A 24,438-nucleotide genomic window follows, 5' to 3' on the forward strand; every position below is an offset into this window, starting at 1 on the left:
CCGGTTCCGGGGTTGGTGTGGGCTCTGTGGGTACCGGTTCCGGGGTTGGTGTGGGCTCTGTGGGTACCGGTTCCGGGGTTGGTGTGGGCTCTGTGGGTACCGGTTCCGGGGTTGGTGTGGGCTCTGTGGGTTCCGGTTCCGGGGTTGGTGTGGGCTCTGTGGGCTCCGGTTCCGGGGTTGGTGTGGGCTCTGTGGGCTCCGGTTCAGGCGTTGGTGTGGCGGGCGCATTGGGCAGCGCTTGGAAGGGCACCAGTGCGACTACGGGCGCTGCCGCCGTGATAGTGGTGGATTGTGGTTCCGCCAGCTGGTATCCGGCAGGGGCCAGGGTGGGAATGACCACCCAATTTCCTCCGGAGAGTCCGCCAACCAGTACACTGCCGACTGCCGGATCTGCGTCTCCGGCACCGCCGTCTGTGACGTGGACGGGTCCGGCAGCGGGATTGTCAGAACTCAGTTGAAAAGACGCGCCGGACACAGGGAGTCCGCTCTGGGCATCGAAGACAGCGAAGGAAACCGAGCCCGTGACTGCATCCGGATCGGCTGCGCCGGAACCCAGCGCGGCAGCTTCCGCAGCGGCCGCCGGCGAAGCCGCCAGGACAAGGGCCGCGGCGCTGACGATGCATGCCGTCCTGAGCCTGAAGAAGTGTGAAACGGCCGGTGCCTGGATGCGGTTCTGCCGCAATCCATTCCGGTCCAAAGCGCTGCTGCGGATCATGATCCGACCCCCCGAGTCGTCGCCGATGCTTCAGCATGGCATCGGGCCGCGAAGGGAGTAAATAGGTTTGGAACAAGACCCCTAAGTTTAGGGGCGGGCAAACCAACCAGCTTAGGGGTCGGTGACCGTAATGGAAACGGCGCAGCTGTCCCGGGCCGCCTGTTCCAGCACTTTCCGGTTCGGGTCGCCGACGGCAAGAAAATCGAGCCTGGGTAATGCCGCAGCCCGCTCCATGGCCTTTCGCTTCAGCAGGTCATCAATCAGTTGCCGGTCCCCGCCCGGAACCAGGTACTGCACCGCGGGGGCGCCGGTCAGGAGTGGCGAGGCGGCGCCGGCTGCGGCTTCAACCAGGGCGTCTGCCTGGTTGGCACGGCGTCGTGCATACCGCTGCTGGGACGAGCCGCCCGCCGCGGTGCGGGGCTGGACGTACCGCGTTCCCGTCTTGGAGGCCTCCAGCCGTCCGGCCTGTGCCACGCCGGCGGCGTAGCCGCTGCGGCGCAGCAGGATGATTCCGACCGGCCGTGGCTGGGATGCCAGCGACGCCAGCCGTTCGACGTCGTCGGATCCGCGCCCCGGCCGCCCATCCACCGGCCAGGGCGCGGACAAGTCGGCAACCGCACCGTCGGCGGCCTGAAGCCGCAGGCCCGGCCGCCCGCCCGCAATGCCGGCCAAGCCTGTCATCAAGGGATCCTGAACCAGGCCGCCGTGGGCGGCAGCAAAGCGCTGCACCCACCCCGCCAGCCGTTCACCCGACACCTTGGTCCTGCGCGTCTCACCCACGGAACCACGGTACTGCAGTGCGTCACGCCCTGGCGGAGGCCGGTCCCCGGCCGGGCCGGTAGCCTGAAGGGGTGAGTGATCTGTTCAGCGCCGCATTCGATGCCGGCACCGGCCCGGGACCGGATTCCGGCGACGACGAATCCTACTCCGACGGCACCGGTGAGAGCGCCGGCCGCCGTCCCCGCAGCCCGCTGGCGGTCCGCATGCGGCCCCGGACCCTGGACGAAGTCGTCGGCCAGCAGCATCTGCTGGGGCCCGGTTCGCCGCTGCGAACGCTCGCCGCGGGGGCGGAAGCCGCTGGTCCTGCCGGACCGGCGTCGGTCATCCTGTGGGGCCCGCCCGGGACCGGCAAGACCACGCTGGCGCATGTGATCGCCCGCGGTCCGGGGCGGAAGTTCGTCGAACTCTCCGCGATCACCGCCGGGGTCAAGGACGTCCGGAGGGTCATGGACGAGGCGCTGACCGCCCGGGACCTGCACCGGACCACCACCGTGCTTTTCCTCGACGAGATCCACCGTTTCAACAAGGCGCAGCAGGATGCTCTGCTGCCCGGCGTCGAGAACCGCTGGGTGGTGCTGGTGGCGGCCACCACGGAGAATCCGTCCTTTTCGGTGGTCTCGCCGCTGCTGTCCCGTTCGCTGCTGCTGACACTCAAGCCGCTAACGGCGGCGGATATCGAAGGCCTGCTGCTGCGGGCCGTAGCCGATCCACGGGGGCTGGGGGAGAAGGTGCGGCTCAGCGACGAGGCCCTGGAGCACTTGGTGCGTTTGGCAGCCGGCGACGCCCGCCGCGGCCTCACCGCCCTGGAAGCCGCTGCCGGCGTCGCCTTTTCGGAAGCGGAGGCGGAGCCGGCGGACGACGGCGGCACACCGGTAACGGTCGAACTCCGCCATGCGGAGAAGGCCTTGGACGTGGCGGCGGTCCGCTACGACCGGCAGGGCGACCAGCATTACGACGTCGCCAGCGCCTTCATCAAATCCATGCGCGGCTCTGATGTGGATGCGGCGCTGCACTATCTGGCACGCATGCTCGAAGCGGGGGAGGACCCGCGGTTCGTCGCCCGCCGGATAGTGATCGCAGCAGCCGAAGATGTGGGCATGGCGGATCCGACAGCTCTGCAGACCGCTGTGGCCGCCGCGCAGGCCGTGCAGCTGATCGGCATGCCGGAAGCGCGCATCGTGCTGGCGGAGGCAGTGGTCCACCTGGCTACGGCACCGAAGTCCAACGCGGCCTACAACGGGATCAACGCTGCGATTGCCGATGTCCGGGCAGGCCGGGGCCAAGGCATCCCCTCCCATCTGCGGGACGCCCACTATCCCGGCGCGAAGCAGCTGGGCCACGGCAAGGGCTATGTCTATTCCCACGATGAACCCCACGGGGTAGCGCAGCAGCAGTACCCGCCGGACGATCTGGTGGGCCGCAACTACTACGAACCAACGGAGCACGGTGCCGAGCGGGACATCGCAGCCCGCCTGGGCCGGCTCCGCCGGATCATCCGCGGCCAATAGCCGGGCAGCCCCGGCGGCCGGCCGGACTTCTGCTAAGATTGTCCGTTGACTGGCAAGCCATGGCATGCCGCGCCGCCTCCCTTGAATCCCTCAGAGCATTACTCAGAGAATCCCTCCGGGAATCCTCCGGTTTTCCCGGGACGTGGTGTGCACCGTGGACTGTAGCAATGGGCAGCGGCTAGCCCTAACTCTCCAGCATGGAGGCCAGCAACACCTTAAAGAGGACCCTCCGGCGCAGGCCGGTGTGCGTCCTTGGCCGCAGAAATATGTGAAAGGCAAACGTGGCTAACAACACACGTGCACGCCGTCAGGCACGCGCTTCGCGTGCCCTCGGCATTGCTCTGACCCCGAAGGCAGCCAAGTACTTCGAGCGCCGTCCGTACCCCCCCGGTGAGCACGGCCGTGCCCGCCGCAAGCAGGACAGCGACTACGCGGTCCGTCTGCGTGAGAAGCAGCGCCTGCGTGCCCAGTACGGCATCCGTGAAGCCCAGATGACCCGGGTGTTCGAGGAAGCACGCCGCACCGCCGGCCTGACCGGTGAGAACCTCATCGAGCTGCTCGAGATGCGGCTGGATGCCCTGGTGCTGCGTGCCGGCTTCGCCCGCACCATTGCCCAGGCCCGCCAGCTGGTGGTACATCGCCACATCATGGTTGACGGCGCCCGCGTGGACCGCCCGTCCTTCCGCGTCTCCGAGGGTCAGCTCATCCACGTGCACTCCCGCAGCGAGACCATGGCTCCGTTCCAGGTCGCAGCAGCAGGCGCGCACCGCGATGTCCTGCCCAACGTCCCGGCCTACCTGGACGTGCAGCTGGAGAAGCTCCAGGCCAAGCTGGTCCGCCGCCCGAAGCGCTCCGAGGTCCCCGTGACCTGCGAAGAGCAGCTCGTGGTCGAATACTACGCCCGCTAAGCCGATCCGCTCGGCGCAACGGCACGTTGTTCCCAAAACCAAGCAGCCCGCGGCAGTTGCCGCGGGCTGCTTGGTTACATCCGGCGGCCATTCGGTAAGGTACATAGAGGGTCCGCGGGAACCGCGCGGCCGGCCGCACAGCCGCGGCCCTCATCAGCTACTACGCTTTAGAAGGAGCGACCATCAATGTCAGGTGGAGATATCGCCGGTCTCATCGCTGCCGGGGTGTTTGCCGTTCTGGTCGCACTGCTTGCCGTTCCCGTGTGGAAGCTCGGCAAGGTGTTCGACGAAATCCGGGCAACCATCCGGTCCATCAGCGACGGCACCACACCGCTCATTGACGAGGTCACTACCACCGTGTCCACGACCAATCAGCAGCTGCGGAAAGTCGACGGCATCGCCTCGAATGTCTCTGACGCATCAGCCAACATTTCGGCGCTGTCGTCGCTGGTCGCTGCCACGGTCGGCTCCCCGCTGATCAAGGTCGCAGCCTTTTCCTACGGCGTCCGCTCGGCCTTCGCGGGCCGCAAGAACCAGCCGGCCCGCGGCCGCCGCAGCCGCTAGCCCACACCCGAACAGCAGAGGGAAGTCATGATGAAGCGCATTTTCTGGGTGGGCATCGGCGTAGCCGTGGGTGTCCTGGCCGTCCGCAAGCTGTCCGAAACCAAGTCCGCGCTGGGCCCGGAAGGCCTCAACCGTACGCTGGGCACTCTGGCGGACAGCATGCAGAACTTTGCCGATGCTGTCCGGACCGGCATGAACGAGCGGGAAACGGACCTGCGTGCGGCACTGGGCGTCGATCCGGCCGAGGCAGGCCCCACCCGCTAAGCAGACAATGCCGGCCGCGAGCGGCCGGCCGGAACACGGCGCAGCCCGTCCTGCGCCTGCCTGAAACACCGGAAGGGTTAGAAACTCCATGAAGTCCCATGAGATTGCACGCCGTTGGGTTGAATATTTCAGCCAGAATGGCCATACGGTCGTGCCCTCGGCCTCCCTCGTTTCCAGCGACCCGTCGCTGCTGTTCACCGTGGCCGGCATGGTGCCCTTCATTCCATACCTGACCGCGCGGGAGGAGCCGCCTTACCCGCGGGCGACCAGCGTGCAGAAATGCATCCGTACCGGCGACATCGAAGAAGTGGGCAAGACCGCCCGCCACGGCACCTTCTTCCAGATGTGCGGCAACTTTTCCTTCGGCGACTATTTCAAGGAACGCGCCATCTCCCTGGCCTGGACGCTGCTGACCAAGCCGGTGGCCGACGGCGGCTATGGACTGCCCGCGGACCGGCTCTGGATCACGGTCTACCAGGACGATGACGAGGCGCTGGAAATCTGGCGCGACAAGATCGGCGTGCCGGCCAATCGCATCCAGAAGTTCGGCAAGAAGGACAACTATTGGTCCACCGGCCAGCCGGGTCCGGCAGGGCCCTGCTCCGAGATCTTCTATGACCGCGGACCCGCCTACGGCGCTGAGGGCGGACCGGCCGCGGATGACAACCGCTACGTCGAGATCTGGAACCTGGTGTTCATGCAGTACCAGCGCGGCGAAGGCACCGGCAAGGATGACTTCGAGATCCTCGGCGAACTGCCCAAGAAGAACATCGACACCGGCCTGGGCCTGGAACGTCTGGCGATGATCCTGCAGGGCGTCGAGAACATGTACGAGACGGACCAGGTCCGCCCGGTCCTGGACAAGGCGGCCGAGCTTTCCGGCAGGGAATATACCTCCGCCGAGACCGATGACGACCCGCACCACGCGGACGACGTCCGGATGCGCGTGGTCGCTGACCACATCAGGTCCTCCCTGATGCTCATCGCCGACGGCGTGACTCCGTCCAACGAAGGCCGCGGCTATGTGCTGCGCCGGCTGATCCGCCGGGCGGTGCGCGCCATGCGCCTGCTCGGCGTCGAGAAGGCCTGCCTGCCCGAACTTCTGACCGCCTCCCGCGACGCCATGAAGAACACCTACCCGGTGGTGGAGTCCGATTTCGAACGGATCAGCCGCATTGCGTACGCCGAGGAGCGTGCCTTCCTGCGCACCATTGCCTCCGGCACTGCCCGGCTGGAGGATGCCGTCAAGGAATCCAAGGCCGCCAACAAGCCGCTCTCCGGCGAGGACGCGTTCACGCTGCATGACACCTACGGCTTCCCCATCGACCTGACCCTCGAAATGGCCGAAGAGGCCGGCCTGAAGGTCGATGAGCAGGGCTTCCGCAAGCTGATGGCCGAACAGCGCCAGCGCGCCCAGGCGGATGCCCGGGAAAAGAAGCTGGGCCACGCCGACGTGCGTGTGTTCAAGGAAATGCTCGCCGAAGGCGAGACGGTCTTCACCGGCTACGGCGAGCTGACCACTGAATCCCGTGTCCGCGGCATCGTCAGAGGCGGTACCGCCGTCGGGCTGGCCAGCCAGGGCGAAACGGTCGAACTGGTCCTGGGCGAAACGCCCTTCTACGCGGAAGCCGGCGGCCAGGCCGCCGACGTCGGCCTCATCACCGGTGACGGTTTCATCGTCGAGGTGCTCGATGTCCAGCGGCCGGTCAAGGGGCTGAGCGTCCACAAGGCCATCGTCCGGGAGGGCGAGATCGCCGCCGGCGCCCAGGTGGTCGCCGCCGTCGACCAGCAGCGCCGCCGGGCGGGGGAGCAGGCGCACTCCGGCACCCACATCGTGCACGCCGCACTGCACCAGATCCTCGGTCCGGAAGCCCTGCAGCGCGGTTCCTTCAACAAGGCCGGCTACCTGCGGTTCGACTTTGCGTGGGGCGAGGGCATCAGCGCCGCGGCCCGTTCGGAGATCGAAGAGGTTTCCAACATCGCGATCCGCAACGACTTCAAGGTGGAAACCAAGGTCATGCCGCTGGCGGAGGCGAAGGCTCTGGGCGCCATGGCGCTGTTCGGCGAAGCGTACGGCAACACCGTCCGCGTCGTGGAGATTGACGGCGCCTGGTCGCGAGAACTGTGCGGCGGCACTCACGTGGATGCCACTGCCCAGATCGGCAGCCTGACGCTGCTCGGCGAGCAGTCGGTAGGTTCCGGCAACCGCCGCGTCGAGGCGCTGGTGGGCCTGGATGCCTTCCGGCATCTGGCCGCCGAGCGGGCACTGGTGACTGAGCTGTCCGACATGCTCAAGGTGCCGTCCGCGCAGCTGGCGGACCGTGTCGCGGCCACTTTGCAGAAGCTGAAGGCCGCCGAAAAGGAACTGGACCGGCTGCGCAAGGAACAGCTGGCAGTGTCTGCCGCCGCGCTGGTGGACAGCGCGGTGGACACTGCCGGTGTGCGCCTGATCGCCCACAACGCCGGTTCCATCAGCGGTGCGGACGATCTGCGCGCGCTGGCGATGGACCTGCGGTCCCGGCTTGGTGCGGGCGCGGCCACGGTTGCCCTGAGCGGGGTGGCCAACGGCCGTCCGGTGATCCTGGTGGCAACCAACGAGGCCGCGCGTGAGGCCGGCGTCAAGGCCGGGGCCCTGGTCAAGCGTGCCGCGGGCATCCTCGGCGGCGGCGGCGGCGGAAAGGACGATGTCGCCCAGGGCGGCGGAACCGACGCCTCGAAGGTCGACGAGGCGCTGGCGGCCGTGCGCGCCGCGGTCGCCAACCGCGCTTAGGGGCTTCCTTGACCGAACCGGAGTACCCTGTCGGCGTCAAGATCGGCGTCGACGTCGGAATGGCCCGTGTGGGCGTCGCCAGCTGCGATCATCATGGAGTGCTGGCGACGCCGGTGCGTACCTTGCGCCGCGATGCGAAGAAGAACTCAGACATCCAGCTGCTGGTGCGCGAGGTCCTCGAGCGCGGCGCGGTCCAGGTTTTCGTGGGGCTGCCGCGCACGCTGAAGGGCGAGGAAACTGCTTCGGCACGGATGGCGCGCGACTATGCGGCCCTGCTGGCTGCCGGCCTGGCCGCGCGCGGCGCCGGGGTTCCGGTACATATGATTGACGAGCGACTGACAACAGTCTCGGCCCACCGCTCCCTGCGGCAAGCTGGCTTGAGCACCCGCGAACATCGTAAGGTTGTGGATCAGGTGGCAGCTGTGGAGATTCTGCAGCAGGCCATCGATATGCAACGATCGCTGGGGCGGGACGTGGGGGTCCCGGTGTCCGTGCCTTCCGGCCGGAATGAGCCCGGCAGCGACGAGGAACTGAGGAGCCTGTAATTTCCATGCACAGCTTCAGCGGGAAGGACATGGTGCGGTGAACCATCCCTACCCGGATTACCCGGCCGCCGAATCGGCCCCGGAAAACTCCAGCCAGCATCCCGCAGACCACCTGTTCGAGGATTCGACAGTGTCGCCCCGGACCCGGCAGCCCGCCAGGGACCGGCAGCGCCGCCAGCGGCGGCGCACCATCGTGATGCTGGTGGCCGTTGCGCTCTTCGTGGCAGTCATCGTCGGCATCACGATGACGCTGCGTGCATGGCTGGGCGCGGATGAGGTCGAAGACTACGCCGGACCGGGCGAGGGAGAGGTGACCGTCACCGTTCCCCAGGGGGCCGGGCCGATTGTCATCGGCACCATCCTGGAGGAACGGGATGTCGTCGCCACGGGCGAAGTCTTTGCCGCCGTCCTGCAGTCCGAAGCCCAGGGGCGCGAAGTGCAGCCCGGCGACTACGTCCTGAAGCACCGGATGTCGTCCAAGGACGCCGCCTTGGTGCTGCTGGATGAAGACGCCAGCCGCGTCCATTACGCCGCGCTTAACCAGAACCTGCGCCTGAACGAGGCGCTGGACGTACTGGCGCAGGCGACCCGCATTCCGTTGGCGGACTTCCAGCAGCTGGCGAGCACGCCGCAGCATTTCGGCCTGCCCGCCCAGGCAGTCAGCATGGAGGGCTACCTGGCCCCCGGCGAGTACCGGTTCCCGGTCGAAATGACGGCCGAGGAGATCCTCAAGCAGCTCGTGGACAAGACCTTCCAGGAACTCGAGGGAGCCGGCGTCACCGACCCTGCCGAGCAGTACCGGATCCTGACTATTGCGAGCATCATCGAGGCAGAGGCCGGCGAAGCCGACTATGCCACCGTGGCCGGCGCCATCCGGAACCGCCTGGACCCCTCCAACACGGAAACGTCCGGACTTATCCAGTCCGACGCCACGGTGACCTACGGGCTCGACCGCAAGAGCTACGAGCTGACACCGGAGGAGAAAGCGGACACGTCCAATCCGTACAATACGTACGCGCATGCGGGCCTGCCCGTCGGCCCGATCGGTTCGCCCAGCCAGCCGGCGATCGAGGCTGCGGTCAATCCGGCCGATGTCCCGTATTTCTACTGGGTCACGGTGAACCTGGACAGCGGAGAGACGAAGTTCTCCGAGACCCTGGCCGAGCACAATAGCTACGTGGCTGAATACCAGCAGTGGTGCGGCCGGAATGCAGGCAGGTGCGTCTAGCCGTGACCGATGCGTTGACGGACGCTGCCGGCCGCGGCGGACAGGCGGCCGTCCTGGGTCATCCGATTGGGCATTCCAAGTCGCCCCGGCTGCACCGGGCTGCCTACAACTATCTCGGCGTCGATTTCCGCTACGGTTCCTTCGACCTGACGGAGGACCAGCTGCCTGCCTTCATGGCGTCGGTGCGTGCGGATGACTCCTGGCGCGGCCTGTCGGTCACCATGCCGTTAAAGAGTGCCATGGCCCAGGAGATGGACCAGCTGACGCCGCTGGCGCGGAAGCTGGGCGTCGTGAACACCGTGTCCTTCGAGTATCCGGCGGCGGGCCCGGCCAGGCTCACCGGGCACAACACCGATGTGGCCGGCATAGTGGAGGCGCTGCGGCATGCGAAGGTGAAGGAAACCCCCGCTGCCGCGATCCTCGGCGGCGGCGGCACGGCCACGGCCGCCATCGCCGCGCTGACCCAACTCGGCGCCTCGGAAGTGCGCGTCTATGTGCGCAGCGTGGCCCGCGCGGGCGCGATCGCCGAACTGGCCGACCAGCTCGGCGTCCGGTGCGAACTGGTGCCCTGGGATGGCGTGCAGGACGGGCTGGCGGCGAACGACGTCGTAATCTCCACGCTGCCCCCCGGCGCGGCCGACGATGCGGCGGGCGCGCTGGAGGCCGCCGAAGTGGGCAAGGAAGGTGCCGTCCTGCTGGATGCCGCCTACGATCCGTGGCCCAGCCGGCTGTCCGCCGCCTGGACCGCCCGGGGCGGCACAGCGGTGCACGGCCTGGAAATGCTTCTCTACCAAGCAGTTGAACAAGTCCGGATCTTCACCGGTCCGGCCTTCCATAATGAGCAGGACGTCATAAATGTGATGTGCGACGCAGTGGACGTACCCCGGCGCTAACGGCGCCCGGACGAGATGGCAGGATGATGAATATGTTGCGTTGGTTGACGGCCGGTGAATCCCACGGCCCCGCTCTTGTTGGAATTATTGAAGGCGTCCCCGCCGGTGTGGAACTGACCAGCGTGCAGATCCAGGAGGCCCTGGCGCGGCGCCGCCTGGGCTACGGCCGCGGTGCGCGCATGAAGTTCGAACAGGACGAGGTCGCCATCCTTGGCGGCGTCCGGCACGGCATCACCCAGGGCGGCCCGGTGGCCATCCAGGTGGGCAACACGGAATGGCCCAAGTGGGAAAAGATCATGGCCTCCGATCCGGTGGACCCCGCCGAACTGGCGGAGCTGGCCCGCAATGCGCCGCTGACCCGGCCGCGTCCGGGCCATGCGGACTTCACCGGCATGCAGAAATACGGCTTCGATGAGGCCCGTCCGGTGCTGGAACGCGCCTCGGCCCGGGAGACCGCCGCGCGCGTCGCCCTGGGGACCGTCGCTGCCCAGTTCCTGCGGGCCCTGGGCATTGAACTGGTCAGCCACACGGTAGCCATCTCCACCGTCGCGGTACCTGAAGGCACCCGTCCGCCGCTGCCCTCGGATGTTCTGGCCCTGGACGAGGATCCGCTGCGCTGCTTCGACCGTGAAACCTCCGACGCGATGGTGGCGGAGGTCGACGCAGCCCACAAGGAAGGCGAAACCCTTGGCGGGGTCGTCGAAGTGCTCGCCTACGGACTGCCGCCGGGACTGGGCAGCTACGTGCACTGGGACCGCCGGCTCGATGCCCGCCTGGCCGCTGCCCTGATGGGAATCCAGGCCATCAAGGGAGTGGAGGTCGGCGACGGCTTCCAGACCGCCACCCGCCGCGGTTCCGCGGCCCACGACGAGATCGTCCGGGACGAGAACGGCGTCATTGTGCGCGCCACGAACCGGGCCGGGGGCATCGAAGGTGGCATGAGCATCGGCGACGTGCTGCGCGTGCGCGCCGCCATGAAGCCGATCGCCACCGTCCCGCGGGCCCTGCGGACCATCGACATCAGCACCGGAGACGCGGCCAAGGCGCACCATCAGCGCTCGGACGTCTGCGCTGTCCCGGCCGCCGGGGTCGTTGCGGAGGCCATGGTGGCCCTTGTGCTGGCGCAGGCCGTGACGGAAAAGTTCGGCGGGGATTCAGTCGCGGAGACGGCCCGGAACCTGAAGAGCTACCTGGAGAACATTCCCGGGCCCCTCGATTCGGTCGGGAACTGATGCCTGAACGCTTCACCCGGCCTATCGTGATGATAGGTTTCATGGCCGCAGGCAAGACGGCCATCGGGCAGGAATACGCCAACCGGCACAAGCTGCAGTTCGTTGATACGGACCATCTGATCGTTGAACGCCACGGAGTGATCGCCGACATCTTCGCGAACCGGGGCGAACGCGCGTTCCGCGAGATCGAGGCCCGGACCATCGCCGGGATCCTGGACGGCAGCAGCGGAGGGATCGTGGTTTCCCTCGGCGGCGGCGCCGTGCTGGACTCCGGGACCCAGCAGCTGCTGGCGGACAGCACCGTGGTCTTCATCGACACGGACCTGGAAACGGTGCTGCCGCGGATTTCGCGCAATACCGGGCGGCCGCTGCTGGCCGGCGGCGCCGCGCAGCGGTGGACCGAACTGGCCACGGTGCGCCGCCCCATCTACGAACGCCTCGCCGACGTGGTACTCGATGCCCGCGGCCGCCATACCGTCCAGGAGCTGGTCGACCAGCTCGACCAGAAGCTTGTGGAAAGGAACTGCTAGGTGCAAACCGAAGCCAGCGTTATCAAAGTCACCGGAACTGCCGCTGCGGACAATTACGACGTCGTCGTTGGCCGCGGGCTGCTGGACCGCCTCCCAGCCATCCTGGGTGAGCGGGTGCGGCGGGTGCTCGTGATCCACCCCCGCGCGCTGCGGGCCACCGGGGACGCCGTCCGCGAAGAGCTCGCTTCGGCCGGCTTCACCGCGGTCACCGCGGAGATTCCCGATGCCGAAGAAGGCAAGCACATCCAGGTCGCCGCGTTCTGCTGGCAGGTGCTGGGCCAGAACGATTTCACCCGCTCTGATGCCGTGGTGTCCGTGGGCGGCGGAGCCGTCACGGACCTGGCCGGATTCGTGGCCGCGACCTGGCTGCGCGGGGTCAAGGTGGTGCACCTGCCCACCAGCCTGCTGGGCATGGTCGACGCCGCTGTGGGCGGCAAGACGGGCATTAACACCGCCGAAGGCAAAAACCTGGTCGGCGCCTTCCATCCGCCCGCCGCAGTACTGGCGGATCTGGACGCCCTCGCCACCCTGCCGAAGAATGAACTGGTCACCGGCATGGCGGAAGTCGTCAAGTGCGGTTTCATCGCCGACCCGGCGATCCTCGACCTGATCGAGGCCAACCCGGAGGCTGTCACCGAGGCGGATTCCGCCGTCGTGCGCGAACTGGTGGAGCGGGCCATCGCGGTCAAGGCCAAGGTGGTGTCGGCGGACCTGAAGGAATCGGGAGAGCGGGAGTACCTGAACTACGGGCACACGCTGGGCCATGCCATCGAACTGGCGGAACGCTACCAGTGGCGCCATGGTGCCGCGGTATCCGTCGGGCTGGTCTTTGCGGCCGAGCTGTCCCGGATGGTGGGCCGGCTGGATGACGCGACCGCGGACCGCCACAAGGCCATCCTGGAATCACTGGGCCTGCCGGTGGCCTACCGAGGGGACCGCTGGGCGGCACTGCTGGACGGCATGCGCCGGGACAAGAAGTCCCGCGGCGACCTGCTGCGCTTCGTGGTGCTCGACGGCCTGGCCAAACCCGGGATCCTGGAGGTTCCGGACACCTCGCTGCTGTTCGCTGCGTACCAGGAGATCGCGGAGTAGTTTTCCGGACCGGTTTTTGCAGGCGGTAAAATAGCCCCTGAACTTTACACAACTCACGAAAGAGATCCTGTGGCGACAACCAACGACATCAAAAACGGCACCGTCCTGAAGCTTGAGGGCAACCTTTGGAACGTCCTCGAATTCCAGCACGTCAAGCCGGGTAAGGGTGGCGCTTTTGTCCGCACCAAGCTGCGGAACGTGCGCTCCGGCAAGGTCGTTGACAAGACCTTCAACGCCGGAATGAAGATCGAGACCGCCACGGTGGACCGCCGCGACTACCAGTACCTGTACAAGGACGGCGCGGACTTCGTCTTCATGGATACCCAGGACTACGACCAGATCACCGTCCCCAGCGAGACCGTGGGAGACGCCGAACACTTCATGCTGGAAAACCAGAACGTCAACATCGCCATGTACGAGGGCTCACCGCTGTACATCGAGATGCCGCCGTCGGTCGTCCTGGAGATCACCTACACCGAACCGGGCCTGCAGGGCGACCGCTCCACCGGCGGCACCAAGCCGGCCACCGTGGAGACCGGCTACGAGATCCAGGTGCCGCTGTTCCTGGAAACCGGAACCAAGGTCAAGATTGACACCCGCACCGGCGATTACCTGGGCCGCGTCAACGAGTGAGCGCCCGTTCCAAGGCCCGCAACCGGGCCCTCGATGTCCTCTTCGAAGCCGAACAGCGGTCGGCTCCGGCCTTCGAAGTGCTCAAGGACCGCAGGGAAAAGACCGACCAGACCATCAATCCCTATACGGCGGACATCGTCGAGGGCGTCGTCGCGATGCAGGAACGCATCGACGAGTTCCTGCAGACCTACTCGCAGGGCTGGCCGCTGGAGCGCATGCCCGCAGTGGACCGGATCATCCTGCGCATCGGCACCTGGGAACTGCTCTATAACGACGACGTCCCGGACGGTGTCGCGGTCAGCGAAGCGGTGGAGCTGGCCAAAACCCTGTCCACCGACGAGTCGCCGTCGTTCATCAACGGCCTGCTCGGCCGGCTCCAGCAACTGAAGCCGACGCTGCTGGCGTAGCGCGCCGGTCCTGGCGGCGCCGAGGAATACCAACAGGCCGGTGCCCGGCCCGCAGCTCAGCTGCGGCGCAGGGCACCGGCCTGCGCCGCCTGGGCCTGCAGGAACAGCCGGCCGCGGTGTCTGCCGGCTTCCTCCAGCAGCCGGCGTTCCTCCTGCCGGTGGGTGCCGACGTCGTACCCGGCAATGATGCGCTGCCGGGTAAAGGCGAGGCGGGTCGCGGCGCGCTCGAAATCCTTCATCACTGCCTTGGCGCCAAAGCGCCCGGCCCAGGCGGCTGCCTGCGACCGGCCTTCGGAGGTGGCCAGCATGGCTACTTCCTCCCTGGTGAACCAGCCCGCCGCCGCATAGTCGGCCAGCCGCCGCTCCGTCAGGCGGCGTTCGGCGCGGCGCAGGAACCAGACCGCGCCGATGGCCGCCGCGAACAGCGGCACCTGGAGCAGCACATAGAAGACCAGGAAATTGTCGAAGAACAGCAGCGGGCCGCCGTTCCAGAGCATGTGCCCGCCCACGGCCGGCACCAGTCCAACGGCGAACGCCGCCAGCGCGGTGCCCGCGCCGCCACGCCGGGCAGCCAGGCCGAGGGCGACGCCCAGGCATGCGGTGAACAGGACATGGGCAAAGGGGGAGAGCAGGCCGCGCAGGACGAACACGACCACGACCTCCACGCCCATGGCGCCGGCTTCCAGGTAGGCCGATCCGAAGTACACGATGTTCTCCGTGAAGGCGAAGCCGGCAGCCACTGTGCCGGCGTAGACGATGCCGTCGATGGGACCGTCGAAGTGGCTGCGGCGGATGAACAGCAGGATGAGCACGCCCAGGCCCTTGGTGAATTCCTCCAGCAACGGTGCCTGCAGCACCGGACCGACGAAGTCGGCCGAGGCGGAGGTCGCGGCGACCAGCAGTTCGGTCACACCCGGGCCCAGCAGCAGGGCCAGCCCAGTGGACATCCCGGCGCCCCAGAGGAAGGCCCCGAACAGGGCCAGCCGCGGTTCCGGCTCCCAGCGGTCGATCCAGCCGATGCCCAGCAGGCAGATGCCCAGCGGAATGAGCGCCAGGATTCCGCAGGCCAGGAAGGCCGCTGACCCCATGCTCAGGGTCAGGACCAGGGCCAGCAGCAGGAAGGCTGCGGCGCACAGGGTGATCAGGACGGCTGACAGCCAGCCGTGCCGCCGCCTGCGGGCCGGCCGGGCCCAGACCGGCTGGACGGGCTGCGGCTGGTGGCGCGCAGGGACCGGCGCCTCATGGGGTCCGGTGACGGTGCGCATCCACTGTGGGTCGTCCGGCCTCCACTGCGGTTGCCCGGGTTCGGTCATCGACATGCCTCCAGAATATGCCCGGCAGGAACCGCCGGCTGCCAGGCCAGGTCCCGGGCCGGATCCGGAGGCGGGGAGCCGGGGGTGTGATAGTTTTGAGTTTGCTAACCACCCTTTAAGTTCCGTCCCGTGAGGCGGGGAAGGAGGAAGCAGAACTTGAGCGTGCCTTCCAAGCCCTCTGCTGCGCCGCGCGTCGTTCTTGCCGAAGCGGATATCGACCGCGCCCTGACGCGCATCGCGCATGAAATCCTCGAAGCCAACAAGGGATCGCAGGACCTGGTCCTGCTGGGTATTCCCCGCAGGGGCTTTCCTCTGGCTAAGCGGCTGGCGGCCAAGATCGCGGCCGCGGATACCGCCGTCGACCCCGGTTCCATCGTCGGCCAGCTCGATGTCACGATGTTCCGTGACGACCTGGCCCGCCAGCCCACCCGTCCTCCGCTGCCCACCCAGCTGCCGGCCGGCGGCATCGACAACAAGGTCGTCGTCCTGGTCGACGATGTCCTCTACTCGGGCCGCACCATCCGAGCCGCCCTGGATGCCCTCGTGGATCTGGGCCGGCCGCGGATCGTCCGCCTGGCCGTGCTGGTCGACCGCGGCCACCGCGAGCTGCCAATCCGCGCCGACCACGTCGGCAAGAACCTGCCGACATCGTCGGCGGAGAAGGTCCGGGTCCGGTTGTCCGAGATCGATGTGATTGATGGCAGGCCCGTCAACGAAGTCGTCATCGAGGGCTGAACATGAAGCATTTGCTATCGACCCTGGACCTGGACCGTGCGGACGCCATCCGCATCCTCGATGTGGCGGAGGAAATGTCCGCCGTCGGCGAGCGCGAGATCAAGAAGCTTCCCGCGCTGCGCGGCCGCACGGTCGTCAACCTCTTCTTCGAGGATTCCACCCGGACGCGGACCTCCTTCGAGGCTGCTGCCAAGCGGCTGTCCGCGGATGTGATCAACTTCGCGGCCAAGGGCTCCTCGGTTTCCAAGGGTGAATCCCTCAAGGACACGGCGCAGACCCTGGAGGCGATGAGCGCGGATGCGGTGGTCGTGCGGCACTGGGCCTCCGGTGCTCCGGCCAGGCTCGCGACGTCGGATTGGATCAACGCTGCGGTGGTCAATGCCGGTGATGGAACCCATGAGCACCCGACCCAGGCCCTGCTGGACGCTTTCACCATGCGCCGGATGTGGGCCCGGGTGGCGGGTACGGGCTCGGCAGGGAGGGATCTGTCCGGCATGCACGTTGCCATCGTCGGCGATGTCCTGCATTCCCGGGTGGCCCGATCCAACCTGTGGCTGCTGCGCACCCTGGGCGCGAAGGTCACGCTGGTGGCCCCGCCCACGCTGCTGCCGGTGGGCGCCGCTGCCTGGCCCTGCGAGATCAGCTACGATCTGGACGCGACACTCGCCCAGGGGCCGGATGCCGTCATGATGCTGCGGATCCAGGCCGAACGGATGCACGCCGCTTTCTTCCCGACCGCGCGCGAATACTCCCGGCGCTGGGGCTTCGACGATTCACGGCTGGCCGCGCTGGAGGCCCGGGGCCCGGAGCATACGATCATCATGCATCCGGGCCCGATGAACCGCGGCCTGGAAATCTCCTCCGCTGCCGCCGACTCCGCCAGGTCGACGATCCTGGCCCAGGTCCGCAACGGCGTGTCGATCCGCATGGCGGTGCTGTATCTGCTGTTGTCCGGCGAGGGCCGGGCCGCCGCGGCGCCCGCAGCGCGGGAGGCGGACGCCGCCCCAGAAAATCCATCCATCCTCAAGGAGGCCACCCGGTGACTTCAGCAGACAATGCCGCGGGCGCGCAGAACCAGTCCGGCACGCCGGGCCAAGCCAGCACGCAGGGGCGGACCGGAGCCGGGCGCTATCTGGTCCGCGGGGCGTCCCTGCTGGGCGGTGAACGCACCGACCTGCTGATCGCCGACGGCATCATCGCCGAAACGGGCACGGGCCTCTCGGGTGCCGGTGCGGTCGTCGTCGATGCCGAGGGCCTGATTGCCCTGCCGGGCATGGTTGACCTGCACACCCACCTGCGGGAACCGGGCCGCGAAGACGCCGAAACGGTGGAAACGGGCACCCGGGCCGCCGCGCTGGGCGGTTTCACCGCAGTCCACGCCATGGCCAATAGCCTGCCCGTCGCGGACACGGCAGGCGTCGTGGAGCAGGTGTTCAGCCTGGGCCGCCGGGCCGGCTGGGCGGACGTGCGGCCGGTGGGCGCTGTCACGGTCGGCCTCGCGGGGGAGCGGCTGGCGGAGCTTGGCGCCATGGCGGATTCCCGGGCCCGGGTCAGGGTGTTCTCCGACGACGGCATGTGCGTCCACGACCCGGTGCTGATGCGCCGCGCCCTGGAGTACGTGAAAGCGTTCGACGGCGTCATCGCCCAGCATGCGCAGGAACCGCGCCTGACCGAGGGTGCGCAGATGAACGAGGGCGACGTGTCCGCCGTGCTCGGCATGACGGGCTGGCCCGCGGTTGCCGAGGAAAGCATCATTGCCCGCGACGTCCTGCTGGCCCAGCATGTGGATTCGCGGCTGCATGTGTGCCACGTGTCCACGGCCGGTTCGGTGGAGATCATCCGCTGGGCCAAGCAGCGTGGCATCAAGGTCACCGCCGAGGTGACGCCGCACCACCTGTGGCTGACCGATGAGCTGGTCCGCAGCTACGACCCGGTGTACAAGGTCAATCCTCCGCTGCGCACCGACGAGGACGTGCAGGCCCTGCGCGCCGGACTGGCCGACGGCACCATCGATGTCATCGGCACCGACCATGCGCCGCATCCTGCCGAAGCGAAGGACTGCGAATGGGCGCAGGCAGCCATGGGCATGACAGGACTGGAAACGGCCTTGTCCGTGGTCCAGCACACCATGATCGAGACCGGCCTGATCGGCTGGGAGGATTTCGCCAGGATCACCTCCTTCACTCCTGCCGCCATCGGCAGGCTGGCGGACCAGGGCCGGCCGCTGGCCGCCGGTGAACCCGCGAACCTGACACTGGTGGATCCCGCTGCGCGCTGGACGGTGGATCCCGGCGTCATGGCGACCATGGGGCGCAACAGTCCGTTCGCCGGCCGCGAGCTTCCCGGCGCGGTGGTCGCCACCTTCTACGCCGGGCATGCCACTGTGCTCGGCGGCGAACTGAATGAACCGCATCCTGCTTCGAAGGAGTCTTCGTGGAGCGTCTAGGGCCCGGACTGCTGACCCTTGGCCTGATCGTCATCCTGATCGGCCTTGTCGCCTGGGGCTGGCGCAACCGGCTCGCCCGGCAGGCGGACATCGCGCCGCTGCCGGCCATCCCCGAGGAACTGCCGGAGACGGCCCGCAGCTTCGACGGCCAGTACGTTGTCACGACGACGGCGGGGGACTGGCTGGACCGGATCGCGGTCCACAGTCTCGGCGTCAAGGCCAACGCCACGCTCCATGTCTTCGCGGACGGTGTGCTCATCGAACGGACCGGCTCCGCCGATGTCTACATCGGGCGGGACAAGCTGGACGACGTCCGGCTGGAACGGGGCATGGCGGGCAAGTACGTGGAGAAGGAAGGCCTGGTGGTGCTGACCTGGCGGCTCGGCGGGACCGCCGTGGACACCGGTTTCCGCACCCGCCGCGCCGCAGACAAGCGGGACCTATTCAACGCCATCACAGAACTACTGACGGACGCCGCCGACCATGCGGACAACAAGCAAGACGAGGAACGACAGTGACGACAGCGACACAGCCCACCACCCGGACCACAGCAGCGGCCGTCCTGGTTCTCGAAGACGGACGGACCTTCCGCGGCCGCAGCTACGGCGCGCAGGGCACCGCCCTGGGCGAGGCCGTCTTCGCCACCGGAATGACCGGCTACCAGGAAACCATTACGGATCCGTCCTACGCCCGCCAGCTGGTGGTCCAGACAGCACCGCATATCGGCAACACCGGAGTCAATGACGACGACGCCGAATCCCGCCGCATCTGGGTGGCCGGCTACATCGTCCGCGAGGCAGCCCGGCGCCCGTCGAACTGGCGCTCCGAACGCAGCCTCGACGAGGAACTCGTGGCCCAGGGGATCGTGGGCATCCAGGGCGTCGATACCCGCGCGATCACCCGCCACCTGCGCGAACGCGGCGCCATGAAGGCCGGCATCTTCTCCGGCGAGGCCGCGGCCCGGCCGGAGCCGGAACTGCTGGCCGAAGTCAACGCGCAGGCCCCGATGGCGGGCTCCCGCCTGGCCGAGGAAGTCAGCATCGACGCTGCATATGTCGTCGAACCCAGGGACCACGGCTGGGAAGGCGAGCCGCGGTTCACCATCGCCGCCCTCGACCTGGGGATCAAATCGATGACCCCGCACCGGTTCGCCGAGCGCGGCGTGCGCGTCCACGTGCTGCCCGCGGGCGCCACGCTGGCCGACATCGACGCGGTGAATCCGGACGGTGTCTTCATGTCCAACGGACCGGGGGACCCGGCCACGGCCGATTCCCAGGTCGCCACTCTGCGCGAGGTCCTGGACCGGCGGGTGCCGTTCTTCGGCATCTGCTTCGGCAACCAGATCCTCGGCCGGGCCCTGGGCTTCGGAACCTACAAGCTGCGGTATGGACACCGCGGCATCAACCAGCCGGTCATGGACCGCCGTACGGGCAAGGTGGAGATCACCTCGCAGAACCACGGTTTCGCCGTAGACGCACCGCTGGACGGGCCCTCCCAAGCGCCCGAGGAACGCTTCGGCCGGGTCGAAGTGAGTCACGTGAGCCTGAACGACCAGGTGGTTGAGGGCCTGGCCTGCCTGGACATCCCGGCATTCTCGGTCCAGTACCATCCGGAGGCCGCCGCCGGACCGCACGATTCGGCCTATCTGTTCGACCGCTTTATTGACCTGATGGCGCAGACCAAGTCCGCCGCAGCAGGTGCCGAGAAGGAAGAAAAGTAATGCCCAAGAGAACTGACCTGAAGAGCGTCCTGGTAATCGGTTCCGGTCCCATCGTGATCGGCCAGGCCGCCGAGTTCGACTATTCGGGCACGCAGGCGCTGCGGGTGCTCAAGGAAGAAGGCCTGCGGGTCATCCTGGTCAACTCCAACCCGGCCACGATCATGACGGACCCCGAGCTGGCGGACGCCACCTACGTCGAGCCGATTACCCCTGAGATAGTCGAGAAGATCATCGCCAAGGAGCGCCCCGATGCCGTGCTGCCCACGCTGGGCGGCCAGACCGCGCTGAACACGGCGATTGCCCTGGACAAGAACGGCGTGCTGGCCAAGTACAACGTCGAATTGATCGGCGCGAACATCGCCGCGATCGAGCTCGGCGAGGACCGCGAAAAGTTCAAGGGCGTCGTCGAACGCTGCGGAGCCGAATCCGCCAAGTCCATCATCGTGCACTCCATGGACGAGGCTTTCCAGGCCGCCGAGGAACTCGGTTACCCAATGGTGGTCCGACCCTCGTTCACCATGGGCGGGCTGGGATCCGGCATGGCATACAACGCGGAGGACCTGCGCCGCATTGCCGGAGCCGGTATCCAGTACAGCCCCACCAGCGAGGTCCTGCTTGAAGAAAGCATCCTGGGCTGGAAAGAATACGAGCTTGAGATGATGCGGGACAAGAACGACAATGTGGTGGTCGTCTGTTCCATCGAAAACTTCGATCCGGTGGGCGTCCACACCGGCGACTCCATCACGGTGGCTCCTGCCCTGACCCTGACGGACCGCGAATACCAGAAGCTGCGCGATATCTCCATCGCCGTGATCCGGGAAGTCGGCGTCGATACCGGCGGCTGCAACATCCAGTTCGCCGTCGAGCCGGACACGGGACGCGTCGTCGTCATTGAAATGAACCCCCGTGTGTCCCGGTCCTCGGCGCTGGCGTCCAAGGCCACCGGCTTCGCCATCGCGAAGATCGCCACCAAGCTGTCGCTGGGCTACACACTGGACGAAATCCCCAACGACATCACCCAGAAGACGCCGGCATCCTTCGAGCCGACGCTGGACTATGTCGTCGTCAAGGTGCCCCGGTTCGCGTTCGAGAAGTTCCCGGCCGCCGACCCGACCCTGACCACCACCATGAAGTCCGTCGGCGAGGCCATGGCCCTTGGCCGCAACTTCACCGAAGCTCTGCAGAAGGCGCTGCGGTCGCTCGAGCAAAAGGGATCGGAACTGTCCTTCGAACCGGTCAACGCCGACGAGGTGCCGGCCTTGATCGAAGCAGCCCGGCGCGCGACGACGGACCGCCTGTCCCAGGTCCAGCGTGCCCTGCTGGGCGGTGCCACCGTGGAGCAGCTCTATGCGGCGACCGGCATCGATCCGTGGTTCCTGGACCAGCTGGTCCTGCTGAACGAGGTCGCCGAGGAAATCCGCACGGCCCCTGCGCTCAGCGAGGACGTACTGCGCCTGGCCAAGCGCCACGGCTTCTCCGACGGCCAGATCGGCCGGCTCACCCACACCCCCGAAGCCGTGGTCCGCGGGGTGCGCCATGCGCTGGGTATTCGTCCGGTCTTCAAGACCGTGGATACCTGCGCAGCGGAGTTCGCAGCCTACACGCCGTACCACTACTCCTCCTATGACGAAGAGGACGAGGTGGAGCAGCATGAGAAGCCGTCCATCATCATCCTTGGTTCCGGTCCCAACCGCATCGGCCAGGGCATCGAATTCGACTACTCCTGCGTCCATGCCACCATGGCGCTGCGCGAAGCCGGGCACGAGACGGTCATGGTCAACTGCAACCCGGAGACGGTTTCCACGGACTACGACGTCTCGACCCGCCTGTACTTCGAACCGCTGACGCTGGAGGACGTGCTGGAGGTGATCGCGGCCGAGCAGCGCACCGGCGGTGTCCTGGGCGTGTACGTGCAGCTGGGCGGCCAGACTCCGCTGAAGCTGGCCCAGGCGCTGGCCGATGCCGGCGTCCCGATCCTGGGCACCTCGCCCGAAGCGATCGATCTCGCCGAGCACCGAGGCGCCTTCAGCCGGGTGCTGGACCATGCGGGGCTGGTCTCACCCAAGAACGGCACGGCCGTTTCCTTCGAGGAGGCCAAGAAGATCGCCGACGAGATCGGCTACCCCGTGCTGGTGCGCCCCTCCTATGTGCTGGGTGGCCGAGGCATGGAGATTGTCTACGATGAGGCCAATCTCTCCCGCTACATCGCCAACGCCACGGAAATCACCCCGGACCACCCGGTGCTGGTCGACCGCTTCCTCGAGGACGCCATCGAAATCGACGTCGACGCCCTGTACGACGGCAGCCAGATGTACCTGGGCGGCATCATGGAGCACATCGAGGAGGCCGGAATCCACTCCGGCGACTCCGCGTGCGTGCTCCCGCCGATTACGCTCGGCGCGGATGTCATCGACCTGGTGCGCGAGGCTACTTTGGCCATTGCCGAAGGTGTGGGCGTGCGCGGCCTGATCAATATCCAGTTCGCGCTGGCATCGGATGTGCTGTATGTCATCGAGGCCAATCCGCGCGCGTCCCGCACCGTTCCGTTCGTCTCCAAGGCCACAGGTGTGCAGCTGGCGAAGGCGGCCGCACTCATCGGCACCGGCATGACCATCGGACAGCTGCGCACCTCCGGGATGCTGCCGGAAACCGGCGACGGTTCCACGCTGCCGCTCAATGCCCCGGTGGCCGTGAAGGAAGCAGTGCTGCCGTTCGCGCGGTTCCGCACACCCGAAGGCACGGTCGTCGATTCCCTCCTCGGCCCGGAGATGCGCTCCACCGGCGAGGTCATGGGAATCGACAAGTACTTCGATACTGCCTTTGCCAAGAGCCAGGCCGCCGCCAACAACGCGCTGCCGACGGCCGGCAAGGTTTTCGTCTCCGTCGCCAACCGGGACAAGCGGGCGATCGTCATGCCTGTGAAGCTGCTGACGGACCTCGGCTTCGAGATCCTCTCCACGGGTGGCACCGCCGATGTGCTGCGCCGCAACGGCATCCAGGCGACCACCGTGCGCAAGGTGGGCGAGGGAGCGGCCGACGGCGAGGGCACCGTCGTCGACCTGATCACCGACGGCACGATTGACATGGTGGTGAACACCCCGTCGGGCGGCGAGGCCCGCGGCGACGGCTACGAGATCCGCGCCGCCGCCACCTCGGTGGGCACGCCGGTGATGACCACCGTCGCCGAATTCAATGCCGCCATCCAGGCGATCGAGGCCATGCGGTCCTACGAATGGGATGTCACGAGTCTGCAGGAGCACGCCGCGAACCTCAAGGCGGCAGCCGGTGCCTGATCCGGTGGCTGAGCGCAGCTCCTTTGGGTCCCGAATCGCGGCGGCGATGCGGGCCAAAGGCCAGCTGTGCGTCGGCATCGACCCGCATCCGGGGCTGCTGCAGTCCTGGGGGCTGAATGACGACGCCGGCGGGCTGGAGCGCTTTTCGCTGACGGTCCTGGCGGCCGTGGGGGAGCAGGCCTGCGCCGTCAAGCCGCAGGTTGCGCTGTACGAACGGCACGGTTCCGCAGGCCTGGCCGTGCTGGAGCGGGTCCTCGCGGAGGCAGCGGCGGCGGATGTGATCACGATCGCCGATGCCAAGCGCGGCGACATCGGTTCCACCATGGCCGCCTATGCTGATGCGTGGCTGCGGGACGGTTCCGCCCTCGCGGCGGACTCCGTCACGCTCAGCCCCTACCTGGGCTATGAATCACTGCGCCCGGCCCTGGACCTGGCACGGCAGTACGGCCGGGGCGTCTTCGTCCTCGGCCTGACCTCGAATCCTGAAGGTGCCTCCGTCCAGCATGTCGGCGGCGCGGATTCCGTGGCCCGCCGGATCATTGATGCCGTTGTCCGGGAGAATGCGGGAACGGGACCGGACATGGGCTCCGTCGGTCTGGTCATCGGAGCCACCGTCGGCGGCGCCCTGGCAGAGCTGGGCATCGACCTGTCCGCCGTGAACGGTCCGATCCTCGCACCGGGACTGGGCGCGCAGGGGGCCACCGGCCGGGACCTGAAAAAGACCTTCGGGAGCGCCTACGGTCTGGTTCTCGGTACGTCCAGCCGGGACATCCTCAAGGCCGGCCCGGACCAGGCCGCGCTCCGCGAGGCGGCCCGGCGGACCCTGGGCGATTTGTCCTAGGCCGGTCCTGGGCAGGAGCCA

22 protein-coding genes are annotated in these 24,438 nt (G+C 67.6%); 20 read left to right on the top strand and 2 right to left on the bottom strand.

The window, feature by feature from the left end; genetic code table 11:
* Positions 1-826: 826 nt before the first annotated feature.
* A complete protein-coding gene (locus AC5RWU_RS14200; protein WP_494031413.1) occupies positions 827-1,495 on the bottom strand; it encodes an acVLRF1 family peptidyl-tRNA hydrolase in 669 nt (222 codons plus the stop codon).
* 203 nt (positions 1,496-1,698) lie between these two features.
* Between AC5RWU_RS14200 and AC5RWU_RS14205 the strand changes: the two genes are divergently transcribed.
* The 13 genes from AC5RWU_RS14205 to nusB all read left to right on the top strand — a co-directional run bounded on the left by AC5RWU_RS14205 (position 1,699) and on the right by nusB (position 14,069).
* Positions 1,699-3,003, top strand: coding sequence for a replication-associated recombination protein A (locus tag AC5RWU_RS14205; RefSeq protein WP_494031475.1), 1,305 nt, complete (start codon positions 1,699-1,701; stop codon positions 3,001-3,003).
* 281 nt (positions 3,004-3,284) lie between these two features.
* Positions 3,285-3,911, top strand: coding sequence for a 30S ribosomal protein S4 (gene rpsD / locus AC5RWU_RS14210; protein ID WP_494031414.1), 627 nt, complete (start codon positions 3,285-3,287; stop codon positions 3,909-3,911).
* Positions 3,912-4,097: 186 nt separating this feature from the next.
* Positions 4,098-4,475, top strand: coding sequence for a DUF948 domain-containing protein (locus AC5RWU_RS14215; RefSeq protein WP_494031415.1), 378 nt, complete (start codon positions 4,098-4,100; stop codon positions 4,473-4,475).
* 30 nt (positions 4,476-4,505) lie between these two features.
* The gene (locus AC5RWU_RS14220; RefSeq protein WP_494031476.1) at positions 4,506-4,739 is read left to right on the top strand and encodes a DUF6167 family protein; all 234 of its coding nucleotides are present in this window, start codon (positions 4,506-4,508) and stop codon (positions 4,737-4,739) included.
* 88 nt (positions 4,740-4,827) lie between these two features.
* Positions 4,828-7,509, top strand: a complete 2,682-nt coding sequence (gene alaS, locus AC5RWU_RS14225; RefSeq protein WP_494031416.1) for an alanine--tRNA ligase — start codon at positions 4,828-4,830, stop codon at positions 7,507-7,509.
* An 8-nt stretch (positions 7,510-7,517) separates the two neighbouring features.
* Positions 7,518-8,054: a Holliday junction resolvase RuvX gene (gene ruvX / locus AC5RWU_RS14230; protein ID WP_494031417.1), complete on the top strand. Its 537-nt coding sequence runs from the start codon at positions 7,518-7,520 to the stop codon at positions 8,052-8,054.
* Between the two features lie 37 nt (positions 8,055-8,091).
* The gene (gene mltG, locus AC5RWU_RS14235) at positions 8,092-9,282 is read left to right on the top strand and encodes an endolytic transglycosylase MltG (protein WP_494031418.1); all 1,191 of its coding nucleotides are present in this window, start codon (positions 8,092-8,094) and stop codon (positions 9,280-9,282) included.
* 2 nt (positions 9,283-9,284) lie between these two features.
* On the top strand, positions 9,285-10,175 hold the full coding sequence (locus AC5RWU_RS14240; protein WP_494031419.1) for a shikimate dehydrogenase: 891 nt from the start codon (positions 9,285-9,287) through the stop codon (positions 10,173-10,175).
* 32 nt (positions 10,176-10,207) lie between these two features.
* Positions 10,208-11,407, top strand: coding sequence for a chorismate synthase (aroC, locus tag AC5RWU_RS14245; protein WP_494031420.1), 1,200 nt, complete (start codon positions 10,208-10,210; stop codon positions 11,405-11,407).
* A gap of 41 nt (positions 11,408-11,448) precedes the next feature.
* Entirely contained in the window at positions 11,449-11,937 is a 489-nt protein-coding gene (locus AC5RWU_RS14250; RefSeq protein ID WP_494031421.1) for a shikimate kinase, read from the top strand.
* Entirely contained in the window at positions 11,938-13,029 is a 1,092-nt protein-coding gene (gene aroB / locus AC5RWU_RS14255) for a 3-dehydroquinate synthase (protein WP_494031422.1), read from the top strand.
* Between the two features lie 69 nt (positions 13,030-13,098).
* Positions 13,099-13,662 (top strand): elongation factor P, encoded by a 564-nt coding sequence (efp, locus tag AC5RWU_RS14260; RefSeq protein ID WP_494031423.1) that lies wholly within the window; start codon positions 13,099-13,101, stop codon positions 13,660-13,662.
* Positions 13,659-14,069 carry a transcription antitermination factor NusB gene (nusB, locus tag AC5RWU_RS14265; RefSeq protein WP_494031424.1) on the top strand — a complete coding sequence of 137 codons (411 nt, stop codon included), beginning with the start codon at positions 13,659-13,661 and terminating at the stop codon, positions 14,067-14,069. Before efp ends, nusB begins: the two co-directional genes overlap by 4 nt.
* A gap of 56 nt (positions 14,070-14,125) precedes the next feature.
* Here the strand turns inward: nusB and AC5RWU_RS14270 are convergent, their stop codons facing one another.
* Positions 14,126-15,388 carry a PrsW family intramembrane metalloprotease gene (locus AC5RWU_RS14270; RefSeq protein ID WP_494031425.1) on the bottom strand — a complete coding sequence of 421 codons (1,263 nt, stop codon included), beginning with the start codon at positions 15,386-15,388 and terminating at the stop codon, positions 14,126-14,128.
* Positions 15,389-15,538: 150 nt separating this feature from the next.
* On the opposite strand from AC5RWU_RS14270, the gene pyrR reads away from it, so the two are divergent.
* The 7 genes from pyrR to pyrF all read left to right on the top strand — a co-directional run bounded on the left by pyrR (position 15,539) and on the right by pyrF (position 24,417).
* A complete protein-coding gene (gene pyrR, locus AC5RWU_RS14275; RefSeq protein ID WP_494031426.1) occupies positions 15,539-16,117 on the top strand; it encodes a bifunctional pyr operon transcriptional regulator/uracil phosphoribosyltransferase PyrR in 579 nt (192 codons plus the stop codon).
* 2 nt (positions 16,118-16,119) lie between these two features.
* A complete protein-coding gene (locus AC5RWU_RS14280; protein ID WP_494031427.1) occupies positions 16,120-17,160 on the top strand; it encodes an aspartate carbamoyltransferase catalytic subunit in 1,041 nt (346 codons plus the stop codon).
* Between the two features lie 89 nt (positions 17,161-17,249).
* Complete coding sequence (locus tag AC5RWU_RS14285) at positions 17,250-18,563, top strand: dihydroorotase (protein WP_494031477.1); 1,314 nt, start codon at positions 17,250-17,252, stop codon at positions 18,561-18,563.
* Positions 18,551-19,081 carry a PH-like domain-containing protein gene (locus tag AC5RWU_RS14290; protein WP_494031428.1) on the top strand — a complete coding sequence of 177 codons (531 nt, stop codon included), beginning with the start codon at positions 18,551-18,553 and terminating at the stop codon, positions 19,079-19,081. Before AC5RWU_RS14285 ends, AC5RWU_RS14290 begins: the two co-directional genes overlap by 13 nt.
* Positions 19,078-20,283 carry a glutamine-hydrolyzing carbamoyl-phosphate synthase small subunit gene (gene carA / locus AC5RWU_RS14295; protein ID WP_494031429.1) on the top strand — a complete coding sequence of 402 codons (1,206 nt, stop codon included), beginning with the start codon at positions 19,078-19,080 and terminating at the stop codon, positions 20,281-20,283. The genes AC5RWU_RS14290 and carA overlap by 4 nt, the downstream gene beginning before the upstream one ends.
* Entirely contained in the window at positions 20,283-23,576 is a 3,294-nt protein-coding gene (gene carB, locus AC5RWU_RS14300) for a carbamoyl-phosphate synthase large subunit (RefSeq protein WP_494031430.1), read from the top strand. Before carA ends, carB begins: the two co-directional genes overlap by 1 nt.
* Complete coding sequence (gene pyrF, locus AC5RWU_RS14305; protein ID WP_494031431.1) at positions 23,521-24,417, top strand: orotidine-5'-phosphate decarboxylase; 897 nt, start codon at positions 23,521-23,523, stop codon at positions 24,415-24,417. The genes carB and pyrF overlap by 56 nt, the downstream gene beginning before the upstream one ends.
* Positions 24,418-24,438 lie beyond the last annotated feature (21 nt).

It is taken from the genome of Arthrobacter sp. B0427-1-12 (assembly GCF_059092905.1).

Coding starts and splice junctions, on each gene's coding strand:
- AC5RWU_RS14205 (WP_494031475.1), top strand. CDS start 1,699: ATGCGGCCCCGGACCCTGGACGAAGTCGTCGGCCAGCAGCATCTGCTG.
- AC5RWU_RS14215 (WP_494031415.1), top strand. CDS start 4,098: ATGTCAGGTGGAGATATCGCCGGTCTCATCGCTGCCGGGGTGTTTGCC.
- AC5RWU_RS14220 (WP_494031476.1), top strand. CDS start 4,506: ATGAAGCGCATTTTCTGGGTGGGCATCGGCGTAGCCGTGGGTGTCCTG.
- alaS (WP_494031416.1), top strand. CDS start 4,828: ATGAAGTCCCATGAGATTGCACGCCGTTGGGTTGAATATTTCAGCCAG.
- aroC (WP_494031420.1), top strand. CDS start 10,208: ATGTTGCGTTGGTTGACGGCCGGTGAATCCCACGGCCCCGCTCTTGTT.
- AC5RWU_RS14250 (WP_494031421.1), top strand. CDS start 11,449: ATGGCCGCAGGCAAGACGGCCATCGGGCAGGAATACGCCAACCGGCAC.
- AC5RWU_RS14270 (WP_494031425.1), bottom strand. CDS start 15,388: ATGTCGATGACCGAACCCGGGCAACCGCAGTGGAGGCCGGACGACCCA.
- AC5RWU_RS14280 (WP_494031427.1), top strand. CDS start 16,120: ATGAAGCATTTGCTATCGACCCTGGACCTGGACCGTGCGGACGCCATC.
- carB (WP_494031430.1), top strand. CDS start 20,283: ATGCCCAAGAGAACTGACCTGAAGAGCGTCCTGGTAATCGGTTCCGGT.
- pyrF (WP_494031431.1), top strand. CDS start 23,521: ATGTCACGAGTCTGCAGGAGCACGCCGCGAACCTCAAGGCGGCAGCCG.